This is a genomic window from Brevundimonas sp. DS20, assembly GCF_001310255.1.
GTDB lineage: Bacteria > Pseudomonadota > Alphaproteobacteria > Caulobacterales > Caulobacteraceae > Brevundimonas > Brevundimonas aurantiaca.
This window is the reverse complement of the sequence record NZ_CP012897.1, coordinates 2,313,047-2,335,786: the sequence shown is the minus strand read 5'-3', so window position 1 is coordinate 2,335,786 and position 22,740 is coordinate 2,313,047. Positions and strand designations below refer to the sequence as shown.

Below are 22,740 nucleotides of genomic sequence, written 5' to 3'. Positions count from 1 at the left end.
ATTGCAAGAATTCAGGCGTTTAGATCGACATCCTTTCCTTCCTTGACCAGAAGGAAGCCCAGCACGACCGTCCCCAGCGCCACGATGATCGGGTACCAGAGGCCGGAATAGATGTTGCCGGTCGCCGCCACGATGGCGAAGGCCGTGGTCGGCAGGAAGCCGCCGAACCAGCCGTTGCCGATGTGATAGGGCAGGGACATGGAGGTGTAGCGGATATTGGTCGGGAACATCTCGACCAGGGCCGCAGCGATCGGTCCGTAGACCATGGTCACATAGAAGCCGAGGATGAACAGGATCAGCACCACCATCGGCTTGTTGACCAGATCGCTGTCCGCCTTGGCAGGATAGCCGGCGGCCGTAAGGGCCTCGCCCAACTGCTTGTCCCAGGCCTTTTTCTCCGCCGCGAAATCGGCAGGCGCCATGGCGTCTCCGCGGAAGCTCTGGACGACGGCCTGGTCGCCGATCCGTACCTGAGCCACCGTGCCTGCGGGCGCCTCGACATTGGTGTAGGTCACCCCGGCCTTGGCCAGATAGGATTTGGCTAGGTCGCAGGAGTGGTTGAACACCGTCTTGCCGATCGGATCGAACTGGACGTTGCAGTCCGCCGGATCGGCATAGACCACGACCGGCGCCGAGGCGGCCGCGGCGGCCAGGCGCGGATTGGCGGCCTGGGTCAGGGCGTTGAACAGGGGGAAATAGGTGAGGGCGGCGATCAGGCAGCCGGCCAGGATGACCGGCTTGCGTCCGACCTTGTCCGACAGCCAGCCCCAGAAGATGAAGAAGGGCGATGCCGCGACCAGGGCGATGGTCAGCATCACATAGACGAGGGTGGCGTCCAGCTTCATCACCCGTTCCAGAAAGAACAGGGCGTAGAACTGACCCGTGTACCAGATCACGGCCTGGCCGGCGGTGAGGCCTAGCAGGGCGATCAGCACCAGCTTCAGGTTCGGCCACTTGCCGAAGGAGTCCTTCAGCGGGGTCTTGGACCCCTTGCCCTCGGCCTTCATCCGTTTGAAGGACGGGCTTTCGGACAGCTTCAGACGAATCCACAGCGACACGCCCAGCAGCAGGATCGAGACCAGGAAGGGGATCCGCCAGCCCCATTCCGCAAAGGCCTCCTCGCCGACCGAGACACGGACGCCCAGAATGACGACCAGGCTCAGCACCAGGCCGGCCGTGGCGGTGATCTGGATGAAGGAGGTGTAGAAGCCGCGTTTACCATGTGGCGCGTGCTCGGCGACATAGGTGGCGGCGCCGCCGTATTCGCCGCCCAGGGCCAGACCCTGGATCAGCCGCATCAGCACCAGAATGATCGGCGCGGCGATGCCGATGGCCGCATAGGGCGGCAACAGACCCACGACGAAGGTGGAAAGCCCCATCAGGAGCATGGTCACCAGGAAGGTGTTCTTGCGACCCCACAGGTCGCCCAGACGCCCGAAGACCACGGCCCCGAACGGTCGAACCGCAAATCCGGCGGCGAAGGCCATCAGGGCGAAGATGTAGCCGGTCGTCTCATTGACGCCCGAGAAGAACTGCACGGTGATGATCGCGGCCAGCGACCCGTACAGATAGAAATCATACCATTCGATAACGGTGCCGACCGACGACGCCAGAATCACCAGCTTGTCGTTCTTACCCACCACATACTCATCGACCGGCGCACCGATGGCGCTGTCCGTCATAGCGTAGCCTCCCAGCTGTCTGGTCTTTCCGACCGTTTTCACGCCGCAAGTGCGCGATTGGCCGAGAGAGTGACGCAGGGCTGAGACAAGCGTCAGGGCGACTTTGGTCGAGTGTCCTTTTCTCGCCTAAGATATATTATGCGAAGAAAGCCCAAGTTGGTCGGTGTTGCTTTGAGTTTCGCTAATCCTGAGATTTCAGCATTTCCGCAGGATTGGCGCCGTAAGCCTGAGACTCCTGTTCCGTAACGCCGAGACTGAGTTTGCAAGGCTCCCGCACCGGGCCCATCCTCGAGATGCTGCATCAGCGCCTTCGACGTACAAGTCCGCTGCGCGCTCCGCTCGATTACGCGCCAACGTCTTGACGGATTCGTGGGGCCTTGCGAGGCATGCGCAAGGACATGCGTATGGGCGGCTCAGCCCGATGATGACGGAAAAGCCACGCTCCTCTCGGCGATGGAACTCATCCTTTGCGAACTCGAGCGCCTAATGGGCCGGGATTAGGGCGCCTTCGGCGAATCCATCGTCACTGAAGGAAGGCTGCTGCGGCGCTTGATACGGCTTCACCGCAACGCCTTCAGGCTTTGCGGCAGCACGTCGCACAGGTCTTCGGAGATCAGACCCGGACCAAACCGCGCGGCGGCGTCGGAATGCAGCCAGACGGCGGCGCTGGCGGCCTCGAAACTGTCCATACGCTGGGCGATCAGGCCGCCGATCATGCCGGCCAGGACGTCGCCGGTTCCGGCCGTCGCCAGCCAGGGCGAGCCGTTGGGATTGAGGCGCACCCGGCCGTCCGGCGCCGCGATCAGGGTCTGCGCGCCCTTCAGCACGACGACGGCCTGGGCGCGGCGGGCGGCCTCGACGGCGGCGGCCGCCCTGCCCTGTTTCAACAGGCCGGGAAACAGCCGTTCGAACTCACCCTCATGGGGCGTCAGCACGTCGTCGCGGTCGAGAACGGCGAACAGTTCGGCGCTGCGGCCCTTGAACACCGACAGACCGTCCGCATCGATCACCAGGGCCGCGCCGCTCAGCGCCAGGGCCTGGATGTTGGCCACTGTACCCTCGTCAAGCCCGGCGGCTGGGCCGGCGACGACGGCGTCCATCTCCTCGACCTCCCGCCCCAGCGCCTCGGGTGATCCGAAGGGGGTCAGCATGACGGCCGTGACCGTTGGGGCGATCGTCGCGACCGCGTCGGGCGGGCACAGAATCCGCACCACCCCGGCGCCGATCCTCAGGCCGGCGCGTGCCGCCAGACGGGCCGCCCCGGTCTGATGCGCCCGACCGGACACCACCCCCAAGCGTCCCCGCGCATGCTTATGCGTTTCCGGCCCAGGCCACGGAAGAAAATTGCGCCAGATCGCCGGGTCGTTGGTTTCAATCATCCGAACTCCGAATATCCGTGACTTTTCTGCGAAAACTGCTTGCCTTCGATGGCTTTGATGTGTCCCATTCCCGCCCGAACGCCGCTGCATTTCGCACGCCGTTCAGGGGTCGCCATGAAGAAAATCGAAGCCATCATCAAGCCCTTCAAGCTGGATGACGTCAAAGAGGCGCTCCAGGACGTCGGGGTGCAAGGCATGACCGTGCTGGAGGCCAAGGGATACGGCCGCCAGAAGGGCCATTCCGAACTGTACCGCGGCGCCGAATACGTCATCGACTTCCTGCCCAAGATCAAGATCGAGGTCGTCGTCGCCGACGACCTGGCGCCTGCGGTCGTCGAGGCCATTCAGACCTCGGCCCGCACCGGCAAGATCGGCGACGGCAAGATCTTCGTCTCCGACGTCGCCGACGTGATCCGCATCCGCACCGGCGAAACCGGGGCTCAGGCGGTCTGACTTCACCTGCCCCTCTTCCTCCCCAACGACCAAGAAACAGGACTTCCGAGAATGAGCGCCAGCAAGATCCTCAAAGAGATCAAGGAAAAGGACGTCAAATACGTCGACGTTCGCTTCACCGACACCCGCGGCAAGCTGCAACATGTGACCTTCGACGTCGACCTAGTCGATGAGGACTTTCTGAACGAAGGCACCATGTTCGACGGCTCGTCCATCGCCGGCTGGAAGGCGATCAATGAGTCGGACATGCTGCTGAAGCCGGACCTGACCACGGCCTATATCGACCCCTTCTATCAGCAGACGACCATGTTCCTGTTCTGCGACGTGCTGAACCCGGACACCGGCGAGCCCTACAACCGCGACAGCCGTTCGATGGCCAAGAAGGCCTTGGCCTATGTCCAGTCTTCGGGCGTGGGCGATCAGGTCTATTTCGGCCCGGAAGCCGAGTTCTTCATCTTCGACGACGTGCGCTGGAACACCCAGCCTCACAACACCGGCTACAGCTACGATTCGACCGAGCTGCCCGCCAACACCGGCGCCGAATACACCGAGGGCAACATGGGCCACCGCCCTGGGCCCAAGGGCGGCTATTTCCCGGTCAACCCGGTCGATTCGGGTCAGGATCTGCGCGGCGAAATGCTGGGCGTGATGCGTGACCTGGGCCTCCAGCCCGAGAAGCACCACCACGAGGTGGCGCCGGCCCAGCACGAACTGGGCCTGAAGTTCTCGGACCTGCTGACCATGGCCGACCGGCTGCAGCTGTATAAGTACGTCATCCACAACGTCGCGGCCGCCTACGGCAAGACCGCGACCTTCATGGCCAAGCCCATGTTCGCCGACAACGGCTCGGGAATGCACGTGCACCAGTCGATCTGGCGCGACGGCAAGCCCCTGTTCGCCGGCGACAAATACGCCGGCCTGTCGCAGGAATGCCTGTGGTACATCGGCGGCATCATCAAGCACGCCAAGGCCATCAACGCCTTCGCCAACTCGACCACCAACTCCTACAAGCGTCTGGTCCCCGGTTACGAAGCCCCGGTGAAACTGGCCTATTCGGCTCGCAACCGTTCGGCCTCGATCCGCATTCCGCACGTCTCCTCGCCGAAGGCCAAGCGTCTGGAAGCCCGCTTCCCCGACCCGATGGGCAACCCCTATTTGACCTTCGTCGCCCTGCTGATGGCGGGCCTGGACGGCATCGAAAACCGCATCGATCCCGGCGCGCCCGCCGACAAGAACCTCTACGACCTGCCGCCGGAAGAGCGCGGCTCCATCCCCGAGGTCTGCGGCTCGCTGCGTGAAGCCCTGGAGAACCTCGACAAGGACCGCGCCTTCCTCAAGAAGGGCGGCGTCATGGATGACGACTTCATCGACAGCTACATCGAGCTGAAGATGGAAGAGGTGATGCGCCTGCAACTGCACCCGCACCCGGTTGAGTTTGACATGTACTACAGCTGCTGATCGACATATCAGAGGCGAACAAAGGGCGCCGGCGCGAACCGCCGGCGCCCTTTTTGTCGTCCAGCGCGCCAAGCGAGGCGGCGGCCGTTTTCAAGGGGTGAGCAGGGAGTGGCTGGACCGGCCTCAGGCCGCTTCGGCTTCCAGATCGTCCGCCTTCTTGCGGCGCAGTTCGATCAGCCGCACGCACCAGATCGAGACCTCATAGAGAATGACCAGGGGCACCGCCAGCATCAGCTGGCTGATGGGGTCCGGCGGCGTGACAACGGCGGCGACCACCACCACGGCGACGATGGCGTAGCGGCGACCCGAGGCCATCATCTTGGAATTGATCAAGCCGGCCAGGCCTAAAAGGGTCGTCACGACGGGCAGTTGGAAGCACAGGCCGAAAGCCAGCAGCAGGGAGGTGACCAGGTTCAGATAGTCCGAGATCTTGGTCGTCTGGGCCACCGATATGCCGTCGCTGACCACCTGCTGCCCCAGGGAGAACAGCATGACGAAGGGCAGCATGACGTAATAGACCAGGGCTCCGCCCAGGCAGAACATCACCGGGGCGGCGATCAGGAAGGGCAGAAAGGCGCCCCGCTCATTGCGGTACAGGCCGGGCGCGACGAAGCGGTAAACCTGCCAGGCCATGACCGGGAAGGTCAGGACGGCCGCGCCGAAGGCGGCGATCTTCATCTTGGTGAACAACTGTTCCAGTGGGGCAGTGGCGATCAGTTGCACCACGGCGGCCGAACCGGGCGGATAGGGTTTGAAACCCGTCATGATCGCGATCAGCTCCAGCGGATTGGCGTGGCCTCCAGAGGCCGCCGCCGCCGCATGAATGGCCGCCGCCGCCTGATAGGGTTTGATCAGGGCGATCTGGATCTGATTGGCGAAGGCGAAACACAGGATGAAGCCCAGACCGAAGGCGACCACGCAGACCAGCAGCCGGCTGCGCAGCTCTATCAGATGGTCCATCAGGGGCGCGCGCGACGCCTCGATCTCGGCCTCGTCGCGGTCGGAGATAGTCAAAGCTCGACGGCCTTCTTGCGCGGGGTCTTGGTCTTGGCGGACGCCTGGGCCGGCGCCTGGGCGTCCGAGATCTGGGTCTTGGCGGCACCCTTGGCCGAGGCGCGGGTCTTCGCCGCGACCGCCCCGCCCGCCCTGGCGGTCTTCTTCGTTTTCGCGGGCGTTGCTGAGGTTTCGGCGGTCGAACTGCTGCGCTTCGACCTGGGCCTTAAATCGGGCTTCGACTTGGCCTCCGGCTCCGGCTCCAGCGGGGAGACAGGCGACGCATCGGGCCATTCATCCACCGCCGGGGTCGGCAGTGAGGCGACGGGCGGCGGCGTCGTCAGACCGGCGTTGATCTCCTTGAAGGCCGCATCGGCCTCGGCGCCCAGGGGGTACATGGCCCCCTGCCCGCTCCGCAGCGCCTCGACCTCCTTACGCAGCTCGTCCAGCTCGGACTGGCGCGCCATCTCGTCGAAGCTGGTACGGAACTCATTGGCCATGGCGCGGGCCTTGGCCAGCATCTGGCCCACGCGGCGCATGAGCACAGGCAGGTCCTTGGGCCCCACCACCAGCAGGGCCACCAGACCGATCACCAATAATTCGAAGCCCCCGATACCGGGGCCGAGCCCGCCCATACGTCAGCCCTCAAAGACCCGACGCGGACTTCAGTGCTTTTCCTTCTCCGCCTCGGTGCGCGGCAGGGCGCCGACGCCGTCTTGCGTCGCGTCCTTCTTGCCGTCGTCCGACAGGCCGTCCTTGAATGCGCGGATGCCCTTGGCGGCGTCGCCCATGATGCTGGACAGCTTGCCGCGTCCGCCGAACAGGACGGCGACCACGACAATGACGATGGCCCAGTGCCAGATGCTCATGGAGCCCATGGGTAATCTCCTCGAAGAGGCCGATGATCGGCCCCATCCACTCTTCTTCGTCCCGCATATAGGCGGAGTCATGGCCCCACGCCAAGGGAGGCTGTAGGTGTGCGCGACCATGAGTCTCTCCGATCACGTCATCATCCACACCGACGGCGCCTGCAAGGGCAATCCGGGCCCCGGAGGCTGGGGCGCCCTGCTCCAGACTGCGGGCGGTCACGAGAAGGAACTTTGGGGCGGCGAGGCGAATACGACCAACAACCGCATGGAGCTGACGGCCGCCATCATGGCGCTGGAGGCGCTGAAACGCCCGTGCAAGGTCGAGCTTCATACGGACAGCAAATATGTCATGCAGGGCGTGACCGAATGGATGCGCGGCTGGAAGGCGCGCGGCTGGCTGACCGCCGACAAGAAGCCGGTCAAGAACGCCGACCTTTGGCGACGTCTCGATGAGGCGCGCCAGAGGCACGAGGTCAAATGGCGCTGGGTCAAGGGCCACGCCGGCCATGCGTTGAATGAGCGCGCGGACCAGTTGGCGAACCGCGGCGTGGCCGACCTGAAAAGGGCCTAAACCAGGGTCACCGGGTCAGGTCCATCTGCTGAGCCAGAATCACCGCCTGGGTCCGATTATAAACGCCCAGCTTTCGAAACACGCTGGTCAGATGCGCCTTGATGGTTGCTTCGGAGACGCCCAGGTCGAAGGCGATCTGCTTGTTCAACCGCCCCGCCTTCAACCCTTCCAGTATGCGCAGCTGCGACGGCGTCAGGCTGGCGACCCGGGCGGCGAGGTCGTCCTCTCCGGCCGTCTCCGGCGTCTCGGGCGCCCAGGCGTCGCCGGCCAGAACAGCCGTGATCGCCTCCACCATCTGCGGAAGGGCGGCGGATTTTGGGATGAAGCCTGCGGCGCCCAGGGCCAGGGCGCGGCGCACGACGCTCGCCTCCTCGCTGGCTGAGACGACGGCGACCGGAACGACGGGATGTTCGGCCCGAACGGCGGCCAGGCCCGCCATGCCTTCACTGTCGGAGAGTTTGAGATCCAGAAGCAGCAGGTCGGTCGGGGTCCTGAGGGCCGCTCGCGCCTCGGCCAGGCTGGCGCATTCCTCTATCGTCGCTTCGGGCGAGGCCTTGGAGACGGCGGACCGCAGCGCGGCGCGGAACAGGGGGTGATCGTCGGCGATGACGATTCGATCCATCAGGCGTCCTTCCCTTCGCGCGGCGTTCTTGGCGGCCGCGTCGGCAGCAGCATGACGCGGTTCGACTTTGGTCGAAACTAGACCATTGGCTAATGGCCGCATACGCCCCTTGGGGAAAAGGTTCATTCGGACGCTCGCAACAGACGAGCCAGGGAGGAACCATCATGATCAACTCCAGCCTGGCGGCAGGGTGTGCGGCGGCGGCCCTGCTTCTGCCCCCCGGCGCAGCCTCGGCGCAAGACGCCCAGGCCGCCCTCGAAGCCCGAATCGCTCAGCTCGAAGCCGAGTTGAACGCCCTCAAATCCGAAGTCGTCGCCGCCCGCACCCAGCAGGCGGCGCAGCAGCAGGACATCATCCGGCTGGAGGCCCGCCCGGCGCCGCCGGCGCCGGTCCAGCAGGCGGCCGCGCCCAGCGACGGTTTCCGGATCGGCGACCACACAGTGAAGTTCGGCGGCTTCGTCAAGGTGGACGCCTCGGCCTCCAGCTATTCCGGCGGCGATCCCGCCAATGGCGACGCCCTGCGTGAGTTCCATATCCCCGGCTCCATCCCCATCGGCGGCGCCGACGAGGATACGGCGACCGACTTCAACGCCCGCCAGACCCGGTTCTGGCTGACGACCGACGGCCTGGTCGGCGGCCACAAGGTCGGCACGCGGCTGGAGATGGACTTCCAGACCCTGCCCGGCACGGCGGACCAGCGCACCACCAGCCCCGCCAACCCGGCCCTGCGCCGCGCCTTCGTGACCATCGACAACTGGCTGATCGGCCAGGAGTGGACCAATTTCCAGAACACCGCCGTCCTGCCCGAATCCGCCGACTTCATCGGCGCGGCCGAGGGCACGGTCTTCGCGCGGCAGGTCCAGGTGCGTTACACGCGCGGTCCCTTCTCTGTTTCTGTGGAAAACCCCGAGACGACCGTGACCCCGTTCGGCGGCGGCGCGCGGATCATCGCCGATGACAACAGCCTGCCCGACTTCACCACCCGCTACGCCCTGGCGCGGCCCTGGGGGGATCTGCAGTTCGCCGGTCTGCTGCGTCAGCTGAAGTACCAGAACCCGTCGACCAGCATCGATTCCAGCGCCACCGGCTGGGGTCTGTCTGCCTCGACCAAGATCAAGGTCGGCGCCAAGGACGATCTGCGTCTGATGGTGACGGGCGGCGAAGGAATCGGCCGATACGTCGGGCTGAACTTCTCGAACGACGCGGTGCTGGACGCCTCGGGCGAACTGGACGCGATCGGCGTCGTCGCCGGCTTCGCCGCCTATCGTCACGTCTGGGCGCCCGGCTGGCGATCCAGCCTGATCTGGTCGGCGCAGTCGGTCGATAATGACACGACCGTGACCGGTCTGGCCGTCAACCGGTCGGCTCAAAGCGTCCACGCCAACTTGATCTGGTCGCCGGTTACGGCGTTTGATGTCGGCGCCGAGCTGATGTTCGCCGACCGCGAAATCGAATCCGGCGCGAGCGGCGACATGACCCGATTGATCCTGTTCGCCAAATACGGATTCTAAAGATGCTGGAGACGTCTCGCGTGCCCGATTCCGACCTCTACCCCGTTCCCGCAGACTTCGCCGCCAAGGCCCATATGGATCGGCGAGCCTATGAGGCGGCGCGGATCGCGGCGCGCGAGACGCCCGAGGCCTTCTGGTCCGAACAGGCGAAACGCCTCGACTGGATCAAGGCGCCGACCAAGATCAAGGATGTCTCCTTCAGGAAGGAGGATTTCCGCATCCGCTGGTTCGAGGACGGCGTTCTGAACGTCGCCGCCAACTGCATCGACCGCCACCTGCCCCACCGCAAGGATGAGACCGCGATCATCTGGGAGGGCGACGACCCGGCGGACAGTCGTCACATCACCTACGGCGAGCTGCACGCGCAGGTCTGCCGCATGGCCAATGTACTGAAATCCCACGGGGCCAAGAAGGGCGACCGGGTCACCATCTATCTGCCGATGATCCCCGAGGCCGCCTACGCCATGCTGGCCTGCGCCCGGATCGGGGCGGTCCATTCCGTGGTCTTCGGCGGCTTTTCGCCCGACAGCCTGTGCGGTCGGATCGAGGACTGCGGCTCCAACCTGGTCATCACGGCCGACGAGGGCGTGCGCGGCGGCAAGATCGTGCCGCTGAAGGCCAATGTCGATGCGGCCCTGGAAAAGGTGAAGGTCGATACGGTTCTGGTGGTCCGCCGCACGGGCGCCGACGTGCCGATGATCGAAGGCCGCGACATCGACTACGCCGTCGAGGCGGCCGAGGCCCCGACCGACTGTCCGCCCGAGCCGATGAAGGCGGAAGATCCGTTGTTCATCCTCTACACCTCAGGTTCCACCGGAAAGCCGAAAGGCGTTCTTCACACGACGGGCGGCTATCTGTTCTGGGCCGCCTGGACCCATGAGCTGACGTTCGACTATCGCCCGGGCGAGGTCTTCTGGTGCACCGCCGACGTGGGCTGGGTCACGGGCCATTCCTATCTGGTCTATGGTCCGCTGGCGAACGCCGCGACCACCCTGATGTTCGAAGGCGTGCCCAACTATCCCGACGCCAGCCGGTTCTGGCAGGTGGTGGACAAGCACAAGGTGGAGGTCTTCTACACCGCCCCCACGGCCCTGCGCGCCCTGATGCGCGAAGGCGACGCGCCGGTGAAGGCCACGTCGCGCAAATCGCTGCGCCTGCTGGGCACGGTCGGCGAGCCGATCAATCCGGAGGCTTGGCGCTGGTATCACGAGGTGGTCGGGGACGGGCGCTGCCCGATCGTGGACACCTGGTGGCAGACCGAGACGGGCGGCCATCTGATCACCCCCCTGCCCGGCGCCACCGACCTGAAGCCGGGTTCGGCCACCCTGCCCCTGCCCGGCGTGGAGTTGCAGATCGTCGATGCGGAGGGCCAGGAACTGGTCGGCGCTGTCTCGGGCAATCTGTGCATCACCGACAGTTGGCCGGGCCAGATGCGCACCGTCTACGGCGATCATCAGCGCTTCTTCGACACCTATTTCTCGACCTATCCCGGCCGGTATTTCACCGGCGACGGCTGCCGCCGGGATGCTGACGGCTATTACTGGATCACCGGCCGGGTCGACGACGTCATCAATGTCTCGGGCCACCGGATGGGCACGGCCGAGATCGAGAGCGCCCTGGTGCTGCACGATGACGTGGCCGAGGCGGCCGTGGTCGGCTATCCGCACGACATCAAGGGTCAGGGCATCTATGCCTATGTCACCCTGAACAAGGGGGTCGAGGCGACCGAGGATCTGCGCAAGGCCCTGGGCGCCCACGTCCGTCGCGAGATCGGCCCCATCGCCGCCCCGGACGTGATCCAGTGGGCGCCCGGCCTGCCCAAGACCCGATCCGGCAAGATCATGCGCCGCATCCTGCGCAAGATCGCCGAGAACGAGATCGGCTCGCTGGGCGACACCTCGACCCTGGCCGATCCGTCAGTCGTCGAGGATCTGGTGAAGAACCGCGCGGGCTGATCAGGCCGGACTTGTGCGCCGCGCCCGGCGTCGTCAAAACCGGATCAAGGGGCCGGCTGTAGCGCCGAGGGCCCCAGTGCTTGGGTGGAGACGATAGGATGACGATCCGGTTTGACGGTCAGGTGGCCATTGTAACGGGCGCGGGCGGCGGTCTGGGGCGGCAGCACGGCCTGGCCCTGGCGGCGCGCGGGGCCAAGGTGGTGGTCAATGATCTTGGCGGCGCCCGCGACGGTTCGGGCGGTTCCGCCACCGCCGCCGAGGCTGTCGTGGCCGAGATCGAGGCCGCCGGCGGCGAGGCCATGGCCAATGCCGCCTCAGTCACCGACTTCGCCGCCGTTCAGACCATGGTGGAGGCGGCCATGGCGAAATGGGGCCGAGTCGATCTGCTGGTGAACAACGCCGGGGTCCTGCGCGACAAGAGCTTCGCCAAGATGGAGCTCGAGGATTTCCGCTTCGTCGTGGACGTGCATCTGATGGGGGCGGTCAACTGCACCAAGGCGGTGTGGGAGATCATGCGCGCCCAGAACTACGGCCGCATCGTCATGACCACCTCGTCGTCGGGTCTGTACGGCAATTTCGGCCAGTCGAACTATGGGGCGGCCAAGATGGCCCTGGTCGGTCTGATGCAGACCCTGTCGATCGAGGGGGCCAAGAACGACATCCGGGTCAACTGCCTGGCGCCCACGGCCCATACGCGCATGACCGAAGACCTGGGCGCCGCCCTGCCCTTGGAGGCCCTGGATCCGGCGCTGGTGACGCCGGGCCTGCTGTATCTGCTGAGCCGGGAGGCCCCCAGCCGCTGTATCCTGGCGGCCGGCGCCGGCGGGTTCGAACGCGCCTATGTGACGCTGACCGAGGGCGTCCACATCTCGGGCGAGGATGCGCCGGAACAGGTGGCGGCCCAGTTCGACGCCATCTCCGACCGGGCGAAAGAGATCGTGCCGGAGATGGGCGCCGCCCAGGGCATGATCGAACTGACCAAGGCCCAGAAGGCGCACGCCTCCTGAGCCTTCATGTCGGCGCGGTCAGCCGATCGCGCCGACGCAGCCTTCCGCCTCGCCCGGCGTCAGTTCCGCCTCGGTCAGGGCGATGGTCCAGCCGTGGTGGGTGTTCAGGCCCCAGCGACGAGCGCCGCCGCCGTCGCCGGCGTCTCCGCCGGCGGTGACGACCACGCGGCGGCCCTTCGGCAGGGCCGGCGGATCGATCTTGCCGACGGCCAGAGACGTCGGCGTCTCGCCGCCGTAACCGTCGAACACGCTCAGCATCGACCATTCACGGCGAAGGCCCATCCACCAGGCGTCCTCGGTATTGATGGCCAGAACGGCCACGCCATGGCCCTCGGCGGCGAAGGCCAGGGCCTTCTGCGGGTCGCGCACCATCTTGATGTCGGCGGCGGCGCCGAAGCGCAGGCGGGCGCCGTCATAGGCGCGGGTCGGTTCGATCGGGGCCCAGACCTGGACCTGCAGCCGGCCCTGACGCGCCAGCCCCCAGCCGACGATCTCGCGCCAGAGGTGTTCGACCGCCTCGGCGTTTTCGGGGCGGCACTTGGACAGCATCCGCGACAGGACAGTCTGCTCGCGGTCGGGGCGAAGCTTGGTGTGGGGGCCCGTGGGCGCGTCCTTGGCGCGGCCGACGGTGGCGGCGACGGCGAGACGTTGTTCGAACAGGGCCAGGATCTGATCGTCGATGGTGTCGATCTCGGCGCGCAGGGCGGCCAGGGCCTGTTGTTCAGGCGTCAGTTCAACCTGTTCAGGTCGGATCATCTGGACGTTGGAAGAGGACATGGGTTCGGGCTTTCGGCAAAGGCAGGATTTCGATGTGCAGGGGCGGACAGCCGCTCTGGTCCAGAGCGGTCGCCGGCGAGACAGTCAGGGACGAAGAGCGCCCGACGCCTCAGCCGGCGTATCGAAAGCCGTAAAAGCCGTAGCCGAAATAGAGGCCGAACACCGCGCGCGAACGGTCGAAGGAAACAGAAAGGGCGCGCTGGCGGGACATGGGTCCGGGTCCGGTTATGCGGATCGTTCGCGATCCGAGCGGCCTTAAAGCACGCAAAGACCGTGCGCCGTCAAGCCCTATCGGCCCCCAGGAGGACGAAACGCGTCCGGTTATTGCTGGAATCCTGAAGATCGTTGCGCAGGATCGACAGGCCATAGACCTCGGCGGCCCCTACCGGCGCAATGGCCGCCTGGGTCGGATCGCCCGCCTCGGCGACGTCGCGGGCGGCGCCGGCGGTGTCGAAATGCTCGACCACGTTCAGCTTCAGGCCCTTCAGTGTCCGTTCGCACTGAGCCAGGGCGATGGGGTGGCTGAGCACCCGCTTCAGATCGGCGATGCGCGCGCCGTCCAGTCCCATCAGGGCGTGGCGGATCGGCCGCCAGGCTTCGGCGACCACGCGAAGGCCGGAGTCGCGCACCAGGGTCGCGGCGGGTTCGACCACGCCGATGGAGGAGTTCTCGACCGGGATCAGGGCGCAGTCGCAGTCGCCGCCCTTCAGGGCTGCGATGGCCTCGGCGAAGGTCTCGAACGGCACAGCCTCGTCCCAGGGGCGAAGGGCCGTGCAGGCCTCATGACTGAAGGCGCCGGGCGCGCCCTGATAGGCGACCCGACCGGGGTTGTCGTCTTGCTGTGTTGGCTTGTCCATATTCATCACTTCCGACGGACCGCCGAAAGCCTTCCCTTTGCTGGCCGCCGATCAGACGGAGCATAGTTGTCCGAGCCGTGACCGTTTCGCGCCGTATCTGCGGCGCCGCTTTCGTCCCCACAAGCCGAATGTGATCGTGGGGTGCTTTCGGGCCGCGCATGGTGCGGGTAGCGTCGCAGTTCGCATCTTCCGGAGCCGCTCATGTCCCTCATCACCAGCTCCAACCGTCGGGCCGTGTTGACGGGCCTGGCGGGAGCCCTTGCAGGCTGCGCGCCGACGCCTGCCGTCCTGCCGACGACAGGGTTCGCCCCGCGCCGGATCGCGCCGATCCTGATGACGCCCGAGCGGATCATACGCATCACCGTCTGCACCCGTCCTTTTCGCCCGACAGGCCCGCGCCTGAACGTGGAGGCGGTCGGCGAGACCAAGGTGGTTCACAACTATGGCCACGGCGGCAGCGGCTGGTCTTTGTCCTGGGGCTCCAGCGCTATCGCAGCGCGCAAGGCCATGGCCCTGGCGGGTCTGGCGGGCGGTCCGCCCGTGGTCGCGGTGATCGGCAGCGGCGCCCTCGGCTTGACGTCGGCGCTCCAGCTTCAGCGCATGGGCGCGCGGGTGACCATCTATGCGCGCGAACGCGCCGCCTTCACCCGATCCATGCGCGCCACAGGCAGTTGGACGCCGGACAGCCGCATCGCCGACGCTGATCGCGTCGCGGCTGACTTCCCCGCCCTTTGGGAACAGATGGCGCGCGAGACCTACGCCACTCACCAAACCTATCTGGGGACAGAAGGCGATCCGGTCGTCTTCAGCGACCGCTATATGCTGTCGGGCGCGGCCGACCTGCCGCGTACGGTCGAACCGCCGCCGATCCTTACCGCGCCTGGGATAAAGCCGATCCGATTCGCCGAATACAGGCTGGACGGGCTGGCGCCGCGATCCATCCCCCTGCCCGCTTCCGCCTCGCCCTTTCCGGTTGGGGAGACCCGGATGGTCAGCGCCATGCAGTTCAACGTCGCCGAACTGGCGCACCGGTTGGAGACCGAGTTTCTGAGCCAGGGCGGCCGGATCGAGACCCGCGCCTTCAACACGCCGGCGGATCTGACGGCCCTGCTCGAGAAGATCGTCGTCAACTGCACCGGCTATGGCGCTAAGGCCCTGTTCGAGGACAAGGAGATGATCCCAGTGCGCGGCCAGATCGCCTGGCTCGCGCCCCAGCCCGAGGCCAACTACGGCCTGCATTTCCGGGGCGTGACCGTGCTGTCGCGACCGGACGGGATCGTGGTTCAGGCCACGCGCAACGACATGAACGGCGTCGGCATCGACGACGAGACGCCGGACCAGGCCGAGGCGAACGCGACCATCGGCCTCGTCGCCCCGTTGTTCCCGTCGATCAGGCGGCTTCCGAGCGGCTGATCCGGCCCGACTTCAACCGCTCGGCCACCAGGAAAGCCAGCTCCAGCGCCTGGTCGGCGTTCAGGCGCGGGTCGCAATGGGTGTGGTAGCGGTTGGACAGGTCGTCCTCGGTCACGGCCTGGGCCCCGCCGATGCACTCGGTGACGTTCTGGCCGGTCATCTCGAGGTGGACGCCGCCGGGGTGCACCCCTTCCGCCTCCGCCACGTCGATGAAGGTCCGCACCTCGCTGAGGATCCGGTCGAACGGCCGGGTCTTGTAGCCGTTGCCGGCTTTTAGGGTGTTGCCGTGCATCGGGTCGATGGACCAGATGACCTTGCGGCCCGAGGCCTTCACTTCGCGCATGAGCTTGGGCAGGCGCTCGCCGACCTTGTCGTGACCGAAGCGGCCGATCAGCGTCAGTCGGCCCGAGACATTGTCCGGGTTCAGGACGTCGATCAGGGGCAGAAGGTCGTCGGCCGTCATGGTCGGGCCGCACTTCACGCCGATGGGGTTCTTGATCCCCTTCATGAACTCGACATGGGCGCCGTCCAGCTGGCGCGTGCGTTCGCCGATCCACAGCATGTGGGCCGAGGTGTCGAACCATTCGCCCGAACCGCCGTCCAGCCGCGTCAGGGCGCTCTCGACGTTCAGGAGAAGGGCCTCGTGGCTGGTGAAGACCTCGACCCGGCTCAGATCCGGATGGGTCTCGGGCGTGACGCCGACCGCCTCCATGAAGGCCAGGGCCTCGGTGATCTTGTCGGCCAGCTCGCGGTACTGGGCGCCGGCGGCGTTGTCGCCCGCAAAGCCCAGGGTCCAGCGATGGATGTTGTACAGGTCGGCGTAGCCGCCCCCCGCGAAGGCGCGCAGCAGATTCAGGGTCGAGGCCGACTGGTTGTAGGCCCGGATCAGACGCTGGGGGTCGGGCATGCGCTCTTCGGCCGTGAAGCCCATGCCGTTGATGATGTCGCCGCGGTAGCTGGGCAGTTCGACGCCGTCGATCTCTTCCAGAGGCGAAGAGCGCGGCTTGGCGAACTGGCCGGCGATCCGCCCCACCTTCACGACCGGCTTGCGCCCCGCGAAGGTCAGGACCACGGCCATCTGCAGGATCAGGCGGAAGGTGTCGCGGATGTTGTCGGTCGAGAACTCCTTGAAGCTCTCGGCGCAGTCGCCGCCCTGGAGCAGGAAGGCCTCGCCCCGCTCGACCTGCGAGAGTTTCGACGTCAGGCGTCGCGCCTCGCCGGCGAAGACGAGCGGCGGCAGGGCGCGCAGTTCGTCCTCGACCAGGGCCAAGGCTTGCGGGTCTGGATAGTCCGCCGGCATGTGCAGGGCGGTCTTGGTTCTCCAGCTTTCGGGGGTCCAGCGTGTCATCGGGCAAGAATAGGGCCTTGCCGCCGCAGGAACAACGAAAAGACGAACAGATATTGCGGCGGAGACCCGATTCTCGGCCGGCGGCGCCGGAAAAGGCGCCGTTTTGGCGCGCCCGGACCGTGAAATTTCCACGACATCGCCATCTGGCTCTGGCGTCCTGACGGGGCCGCCCCATCTCGTCGGAGGGGGACGAACCGTGAGCCGGAGATGCGCCATGACGTCTTACGACCTGACCCTGGACGAGATGCTGTCAGATCCCATCGTGCGTCGGCTGATGGAGCGCGACGGGGTCGCCGAGGCCGAGGTGCGCGGCCTGTCCGACTATGTACGGCGGCGGCGAGGCCCTCAGAACCGCTCTCCGACGCCCGCGCGTATCGGCGAGGAGCCGCGCGTCTTCATCGGCTAGGCCGGCTCGCAAGCTTCTTGCGTAGGAGCAGCCCGAGAGAGGCTGTGTCACAAGTTTTTGGCGGATAAAGCCCGACGGCCTTCATCTTTCTGTTTCATGAAGCGCGCATCGGTGGCATCGCTTGCGCCCCCCTTTCATCTTCCACCCACAAAGACCGATGTCCGAAGAATTCTATCGCATGAAGCGCCTGCCTCCGTATGTGATCGCGGAGACCAACGCCATGCGAGCCGCCGCCCGTCAGGCCGGCGAGGACGTCATCGACCTCGGCATGGGCAATCCGGACCTGCCGCCGCCGCCGCACGTCATCGACAAACTGTGCGAAGTGGCGCGCAAGCCGGACGCCCACGGCTATTCCTCCTCCAAGGGCATACCCGGACTGCGCCGCGCCCAGGCGAACTATTACGGCCGGCGTTTCGGCGTCGATCTCGACCCCGAGACCGAGGTGATCGTCACCATGGGCTCCAAGGAGGGTCTGGCCAGTCTGGCAACCGCCATCACCGAACCGGGTGACGTCGTCCTGGCGCCGAACCCCTCCTATCCGATCCACACCTTCGGCTTCATCATAGCGGGCGCCGCCATCCGCAGCGTGCCGACGACGCCGGACGAGCGCTATTTCGAGGCGCTGGAGCGGGCCATGGCCTATACGGTGCCGCGCCCCAAGGTTCTGGTGATGAACTATCCGTCGAACCCGACGGCGGAGACGGTCGATCTGGCCTTCTATGAGCGGGTCGTCGCCTTCGCCAAGGCCAATGACCTCTGGATCATCAGCGACCTGGCCTATTCCGAACTCTATTACGACGGCAAGCCGACCGTCTCGATCCTGCAGGTGCCGGGCGCCAAGGACGTTGCGATCGAGTTCACCTCCCTGTCAAAGACCTACAGCATGGCCGGCTGGCGCATCGGCTTCGCCGTCGGCAATCGCAAGCTGATCGCCGCCATGGCGCGGGTGAAGTCCTATCTCGACTACGGCGCCTATACGCCGATCCAGGCGGCCGCTGTCGCGGCCCTGAACGGTCCGCAGGACATCGTGGATCAGAACCGCGCCCTGTATCATCGCCGCCGTGACGTCCTGATCGACAGTTTCGCGCGGGCGGGGTGGGACATCCCCAAGCCCGCCGCTTCCATGTTCGCCTGGGCGCCCGTGCCCCCCGCCCTCGCCCACCTGGGAAGTCTGGAGTTCTCCAAGCAACTGTTGACCCACGCCAAGGTCGCGGTGGCGGCGGGCGTCGGCTACGGCGAGAACGGCGAGGGCTTCGTGCGGATCGCCCTGGTCGAGAACGAGCATCGGATCCGTCAGGCCGCGCGCAACATCAAGACCTATCTGAAGTCGATGGGCGTCAATGTGCCGCCGGGACGCGACGTGCCGGACGTCTGAGGATCAGGCTCTCGCTTTAATCTGGAGCCTGATTCACGGTTTCGGCGGAATCGCGAAGCGATTCCACTTCAACCGATCAGGCTCTAAGGCCGGCTTCTGACTTCCCAGTCCAGGGTCCAGCGGTTCGGCCCGGCGCGCTTCAGCTCCGTCACGGCCGCCGGAACCTGCCGGTCCAGACCGTCCAGCAGCGCCACCCCCTGGCCGATCGAGGCGATGGTGGCGTTTGTCTGCCAGAAGGGCCCGCCCAAACCTCTGAGCGAGAAGCGGATATGAACCGTGTCGTTGATCTGCGGCATCGACACTCTCGTCGCGTTCGCAAGCTGGGCTGCAAGGCGTCTATGAGGGAAAAGATGGTGGATGCGACAGGGATTGAACCTGTGACCCCCTCGGTGTGAACGAGGTGCTCTCCCGCTGAGCTACGCATCCATGCCTTGCGGAGGCGGCGACATAGCCCGGTCGCTCGCGCGGCGCAAGCGTCCGTTTCAGATTCCGGCCGCCTGAACGGCTTCGGGCGTCTCCGCCTCCGGATCGCCGGGCAGCCAGGCCACGTGGCCGTCATAGATATCGACGTTCAGAATGCCTTCCTCCCTGGCCACCAAGACCGGGACCAGCATCTGACCGGTCACGTTCGTCGCCGTCCGCATCATGTCGATGACCCGGTCGATGGCGACGATATAGCCGATGCCTTCCAGCGGCAGGCCGGCGGTGGACAGGGTCAGGGTCAGCATGACGATCGAGGTTCCCGGAACCCCCGCCGTCCCCAGCGAGCCCAAGACCGCAGTCAGGCCGATCAGTATGTATTGGGTCAGGGTCAGGTCGATCTGAAAATATTGGGCGATGAAGATCGAGGCGATGGCGGGATAGATGGCGCCGCACCCGTCCATCTTCACATTGGCGCCCAGAGGCACGGCGAAGGCGGCGTAAGCCTGGGGCACGCCCAGCCGCTCGACCGTCTGACGCAAGGTGATCGGCAGGGTGCCGAGCGACGACGAGGTGGCGAAGGCCGTCTGCTGGGCCGCGAAGGCGCCGCGGAAGAAGCTGACGACCTTCAGGCCGTGGAGCTTCAGCAGCCCCGAATAGACGACCAGTATGTGGAACAGGCAGGCGGCGTAGATGGCGCCGATAAACTTCAGCAGGGGCAGAAGCGCCTCCCAGCCATAGCCGCCGACGACGGAGCCGATCAGGCCGAAGACGCCGATGGGGGTCAACTGGATCACCCAGCGGGTGATGCGGAATATGACGGCCGCCCCCTCGTCCACCAGTCGCCGCACGCCCTGGGCCCGGTCGCCCAGCGCGACCAGAGCCATGCCGACCAGGGCGGAGAAGAAGATGATCTGCAACACCTTCCCTTCGGCCAAGGCGGCGAAGGGATTGGTGGGGACGACGCCGATCAGCACCTCCAGCGGCGTCGGAATGACCCTTTCCTTGACCTCGCCCAGCGGCAGGTTCGACAGGCCCACGCCCGGATTGATCAGATGGCCGAAGGCGAAACCGACCAGCACGGCCAGCAGCGACGTGATCGCGAACCAGACGAGGGTGCGCACGCCCAGGCGGACGGCCCCCGCCCCTTCTCCCAACTTGGCGATCGAGCTGGCGATGGTGAACAGCACCAGGGGCGCCACCACCATGCGGATCAGGTTCAGATAGACGTCGCCGATCGGCTGCAGCCAGGTCTCGGCGCGTTCACGCAGAATCAGGCCGGCGATCACCCCCAGGGCGAGGCCCGCGAAGGTGCGCTGCCAAAGCGGAATCTGGAAGAAGCGGGAGATCATGAAGGGGGCTTTCGGCTGGGATGGGCCAATCTGTCCATCGCCCCCCCGTTCCGCAACCGTCGTCGTCCCCGAACGTGGCGCAGTTTTCCTGCGTACAGGCTTAAGCGCAGCTCTTTCAGACCTTAAGGGCCCGCCTTACGTAAAACTCGGCCAGAATGCCGTCGATCGCCTCTTCCACGTCTTCGAAGGCGTCGATCAGGACGTCTCCGCCCAGGGTGTCCACCGGCACGGGCGTGTAGCCGAAGGTGGTCAGGATGCAGGGCATGTCGGCGTCGCGGGCCGCCTCGGCGTCGGGCGCGGCGTCGCCGACCATGATCGCGCGGGCCGGGTCACCGCCCGCCATCGCCACAGCCTCTTTCAGATGCGCGCCCGAGGGTTTGCGCGCGCTGACCCGATCGGGGCCGGCGACGGCCAGGAAATGGCGGCGAAGATCAAGCCGGTCCAGCAACAGTTCAGACAGGTCCGACCGCTTGTTGGTGGCGACCGCCAAGACTGCGCCGCGTTCGGCCAGGCGTTCCAAGGTCTCGACGACACCCTCGAACGCCCGCGAGCCGTCGGCGATATGGGCGGTGTAATCGACCAGGAACCGCTCAAAGAGCGCATCGGACCGGGCCCGTTCCACATCGGCGCCGGCCGCCTCGAACCCATGCGCCAACAGGGCGCGCGCGCCCGAGCCGATCAAGGTCCTCGCCGCTTCGGGTCGCGCAGGGGGCAATCCCTCCTCGACCAGCAGACGGTTCAGGGTTCCAACCAGATCCGGAGCGGAATCGCCCGGGTGCCGTCCAGATCGAAGAGGACGGTCCAGCCGTCCAGGTCACGCAGGCTCATCGTCGCCCTGTCCGTCTAGAAGAGAACTGAGGGGTTCATGATCCGCTGCGGATCGATGGCGCGTCGGATGGCGGCCATGGTCTCGATCTCCAGCGGCGACTTGTAGCGTTTGACCTCTTCGGTCTTCAGCCGACCCAGGCCGTGTTCGGCCGAGATTGAGCCGTCGTAACGCCCGACGACGTCGTGAACGACCTGCGAGCCCTCTTTCCAGCGGCCGATAAAGGCCGCCACATCCTCGCCGACGCCGGGCAGGATGTCGTAGTGCAGATTGCCGTCGCCGACGTGGCCGAACACCGAGACACGGGCGCCGGGATGGAAGCGCTCGACGGCCGCTGTGGCCTCGTCGATGAATTCGGCGATGCGGCTGATCGGGACGGAGACATCGTGTTTCCACCCGCCGCCCTCGGGCTTCAGGGCCGCTGAATGCTCTTCACGCAGCCGCCAGAAGGCGGCGCGTTGCGCATCGTTCTGCGCTATGGCGGCGTCGGTGATCAGCCCCTCCTCAAAGGCGACTTCCAGCAGCCGCTCCATCTGGGCCTCGGCGCCCCCCGCCGTCCCGGACGCGATCTCGATCAACACATACCAATTCGGCGTCGTGTCCAGCGGTTCGCGGGTGTCGGGGATGTTCTTTAGCACCAGCTCCATGCCCAGACGTTTCATCAACTCAAAGGCCTCGACCCCGCCGCCGGTCTCAGCCTTGGCGCGGGCGAGCAATTCGATGGACGCCGCAGCCGTTTCCAGGGCGACCACGGCGACCGCGCGTGACCGCATGATCGGAAACAGCTTCAGGGTGGCCGCAGTGACGACGCCCAGGGTGCCCTCCGCACCAATCAGCAACTGCTTGAGATCATAGCCGGTATTGTCCTTTCGCAGCCGCTTCAGACCGTGAAAGATCTCGCCGTTCGGCAGGACCGCCTCCAGGCCCAGGACCAGGTCCCGCATCATGCCGTAGCGCAGCACCTGGGTGCCGCCGGCGTTGGTGGAGATCACCCCCCCGATCGTCGCCGAGCCTTCGGCCGCCAGGCTGAGCGGAAAGGCCCGTCCGGCCGCCGCCGCCGCCTGCTGGGCCTCCAGCAGGGTCAGACCCGCCTCCACCGTCATGGCGTCGTCCAAGGGGGTCACGTCGCGCACTGCCCGTATCTTCTTGAGGGACAACAACACCTCGCCGAACGGGATCTGTCCCCCGACCAGGCCCGTGCCCCCGCCCTGGGGGGTGACGGCCACGCCTGACTGGGCGCAGATGGCGATCGCCTTGGCGGTTTCCTCGGTCGAGCGCGGCGTCAGCAGAATAGGCGTATGACCCGTCCAGCGGTTTCGCCACTCCGTCAGGGACGGGGCGATGACCTCTGGATCCTGGGTCCAGCCGCCAGGGCCGAGGGCGGCCTTCAGCGCGTCGAGGACAGCGGTCGAGGGAATGGCGTGGGGCATTCGCCCCTTTTGTCAGGCGTCGCGATCGGTTGAAAG

General features: G+C 66.1%; 22 protein-coding genes and 1 tRNA gene. 9 read left to right on the top strand and 14 right to left on the bottom strand.

The features are described from left to right. Positions 1–11 precede the first annotated feature (11 nt). Both JL11_RS11470 and JL11_RS11465 read right to left on the bottom strand, forming a co-directional pair. Positions 12–1,682 (bottom strand): MFS transporter, encoded by a 1,671-nt coding sequence (locus tag JL11_RS11470; protein ID WP_054765775.1) that lies wholly within the window; start codon positions 1,680–1,682, stop codon positions 12–14. A 560-nt stretch (positions 1,683–2,242) separates the two neighbouring features. Beyond that, on the bottom strand, positions 2,243–3,061 hold the full coding sequence (locus JL11_RS11465; protein WP_054765774.1) for an NAD(P)H-hydrate dehydratase: 819 nt from the start codon (positions 3,059–3,061) through the stop codon (positions 2,243–2,245). Positions 3,062–3,175: 114 nt separating this feature from the next. Between JL11_RS11465 and JL11_RS11460 the strand changes: the two genes are divergently transcribed. Together JL11_RS11460 and glnA are read left to right on the top strand one after the other, a co-directional pair. Then, complete coding sequence (locus tag JL11_RS11460; protein WP_054765773.1) at positions 3,176–3,514, top strand: P-II family nitrogen regulator; 339 nt, start codon at positions 3,176–3,178, stop codon at positions 3,512–3,514. Positions 3,515–3,565: 51 nt separating this feature from the next. Then, on the top strand, positions 3,566–4,972 hold the full coding sequence (glnA, locus tag JL11_RS11455) for a type I glutamate--ammonia ligase (RefSeq protein ID WP_054765772.1): 1,407 nt from the start codon (positions 3,566–3,568) through the stop codon (positions 4,970–4,972). A gap of 123 nt (positions 4,973–5,095) precedes the next feature. Here the strand turns inward: glnA and tatC are convergent, their stop codons facing one another. The 3 genes from tatC to JL11_RS11440 all read right to left on the bottom strand — a co-directional run bounded on the left by tatC (position 5,096) and on the right by JL11_RS11440 (position 6,843). Continuing rightward, the gene (gene tatC, locus JL11_RS11450; protein ID WP_054765771.1) at positions 5,096–5,986 is read right to left on the bottom strand and encodes a twin-arginine translocase subunit TatC; all 891 of its coding nucleotides are present in this window, start codon (positions 5,984–5,986) and stop codon (positions 5,096–5,098) included. Next, complete coding sequence (tatB, locus tag JL11_RS18210) at positions 5,983–6,558, bottom strand: Sec-independent protein translocase protein TatB (protein WP_442853659.1); 576 nt, start codon at positions 6,556–6,558, stop codon at positions 5,983–5,985. The genes tatC and tatB overlap by 4 nt, the downstream gene beginning before the upstream one ends. 72 nt (positions 6,559–6,630) lie before the next feature. Beyond that, entirely contained in the window at positions 6,631–6,843 is a 213-nt protein-coding gene (locus JL11_RS11440; RefSeq protein ID WP_054765770.1) for a twin-arginine translocase TatA/TatE family subunit, read from the bottom strand. A gap of 109 nt (positions 6,844–6,952) precedes the next feature. On the opposite strand from JL11_RS11440, the gene rnhA reads away from it, so the two are divergent. After that, positions 6,953–7,405 carry a ribonuclease HI gene (gene rnhA / locus JL11_RS11435; protein WP_054765769.1) on the top strand — a complete coding sequence of 151 codons (453 nt, stop codon included), beginning with the start codon at positions 6,953–6,955 and terminating at the stop codon, positions 7,403–7,405. Between the two features lie 7 nt (positions 7,406–7,412). Here the strand turns inward: rnhA and JL11_RS11430 are convergent, their stop codons facing one another. Next, a complete protein-coding gene (locus tag JL11_RS11430) occupies positions 7,413–8,027 on the bottom strand; it encodes a response regulator transcription factor (RefSeq protein WP_054765768.1) in 615 nt (204 codons plus the stop codon). A gap of 164 nt (positions 8,028–8,191) precedes the next feature. Between JL11_RS11430 and JL11_RS11425 the strand changes: the two genes are divergently transcribed. From JL11_RS11425 to JL11_RS11415, 3 genes are all read left to right on the top strand, one after another. Continuing rightward, on the top strand, positions 8,192–9,538 hold the full coding sequence (locus JL11_RS11425) for a DcaP family trimeric outer membrane transporter (RefSeq protein WP_054765767.1): 1,347 nt from the start codon (positions 8,192–8,194) through the stop codon (positions 9,536–9,538). A 2-nt stretch (positions 9,539–9,540) separates the two neighbouring features. Next, complete coding sequence (gene acs, locus JL11_RS11420; protein WP_054765766.1) at positions 9,541–11,493, top strand: acetate--CoA ligase; 1,953 nt, start codon at positions 9,541–9,543, stop codon at positions 11,491–11,493. A 98-nt stretch (positions 11,494–11,591) separates the two neighbouring features. Then, positions 11,592–12,500 (top strand): SDR family NAD(P)-dependent oxidoreductase, encoded by a 909-nt coding sequence (locus tag JL11_RS11415; RefSeq protein ID WP_054765765.1) that lies wholly within the window; start codon positions 11,592–11,594, stop codon positions 12,498–12,500. An 18-nt stretch (positions 12,501–12,518) separates the two neighbouring features. Here the strand turns inward: JL11_RS11415 and JL11_RS11410 are convergent, their stop codons facing one another. Both JL11_RS11410 and JL11_RS11405 read right to left on the bottom strand, forming a co-directional pair. Further along, the gene (locus JL11_RS11410; RefSeq protein WP_054765764.1) at positions 12,519–13,277 is read right to left on the bottom strand and encodes a chorismate mutase; all 759 of its coding nucleotides are present in this window, start codon (positions 13,275–13,277) and stop codon (positions 12,519–12,521) included. Between the two features lie 281 nt (positions 13,278–13,558). Then, positions 13,559–14,134, bottom strand: a complete 576-nt coding sequence (locus tag JL11_RS11405) for a prephenate dehydratase domain-containing protein (RefSeq protein WP_054766941.1) — start codon at positions 14,132–14,134, stop codon at positions 13,559–13,561. A 201-nt stretch (positions 14,135–14,335) separates the two neighbouring features. Here JL11_RS11405 and JL11_RS11400 point away from each other — a divergent pair, with 201 nt between their 5' ends. Further along, entirely contained in the window at positions 14,336–15,547 is a 1,212-nt protein-coding gene (locus JL11_RS11400; protein ID WP_054765763.1) for an FAD-dependent oxidoreductase, read from the top strand. Here the strand turns inward: JL11_RS11400 and JL11_RS11395 are convergent. Then, on the bottom strand, positions 15,525–16,895 hold the full coding sequence (locus JL11_RS11395; RefSeq protein ID WP_054765762.1) for a class II 3-deoxy-7-phosphoheptulonate synthase: 1,371 nt from the start codon (positions 16,893–16,895) through the stop codon (positions 15,525–15,527). The genes JL11_RS11400 and JL11_RS11395 overlap by 23 nt on opposite strands. A 214-nt stretch (positions 16,896–17,109) precedes the next feature. Between JL11_RS11395 and JL11_RS11390 the strand changes: the two genes are divergently transcribed. Further along, positions 17,110–17,301, top strand: coding sequence for a hypothetical protein (locus JL11_RS11390; protein WP_054765761.1), 192 nt, complete (start codon positions 17,110–17,112; stop codon positions 17,299–17,301). Positions 17,302–17,458: 157 nt separating this feature from the next. Then, positions 17,459–18,676, top strand: coding sequence for an LL-diaminopimelate aminotransferase (locus JL11_RS11385; RefSeq protein WP_054765760.1), 1,218 nt, complete (start codon positions 17,459–17,461; stop codon positions 18,674–18,676). An 83-nt stretch (positions 18,677–18,759) separates the two neighbouring features. Here the strand turns inward: JL11_RS11385 and JL11_RS11380 are convergent, their stop codons facing one another. From JL11_RS11380 to JL11_RS11360, 5 genes are all read right to left on the bottom strand, one after another. Further along, on the bottom strand, positions 18,760–18,972 hold the full coding sequence (locus tag JL11_RS11380; RefSeq protein WP_054765759.1) for a hypothetical protein: 213 nt from the start codon (positions 18,970–18,972) through the stop codon (positions 18,760–18,762). A gap of 55 nt (positions 18,973–19,027) precedes the next feature. Continuing rightward, a tRNA-Val gene (locus JL11_RS11375) sits at positions 19,028–19,102 on the bottom strand. A 56-nt stretch (positions 19,103–19,158) separates the two neighbouring features. Continuing rightward, the gene (locus JL11_RS11370) at positions 19,159–20,448 is read right to left on the bottom strand and encodes a dicarboxylate/amino acid:cation symporter (RefSeq protein ID WP_054765758.1); all 1,290 of its coding nucleotides are present in this window, start codon (positions 20,446–20,448) and stop codon (positions 19,159–19,161) included. Between the two features lie 115 nt (positions 20,449–20,563). Next, complete coding sequence (locus tag JL11_RS11365; protein ID WP_442853658.1) at positions 20,564–21,163, bottom strand: HAD-IA family hydrolase; 600 nt, start codon at positions 21,161–21,163, stop codon at positions 20,564–20,566. A gap of 128 nt (positions 21,164–21,291) precedes the next feature. Beyond that, positions 21,292–22,704, bottom strand: a complete 1,413-nt coding sequence (locus JL11_RS11360; RefSeq protein ID WP_054765757.1) for an FAD-binding oxidoreductase — start codon at positions 22,702–22,704, stop codon at positions 21,292–21,294. Positions 22,705–22,740 lie beyond the last annotated feature (36 nt).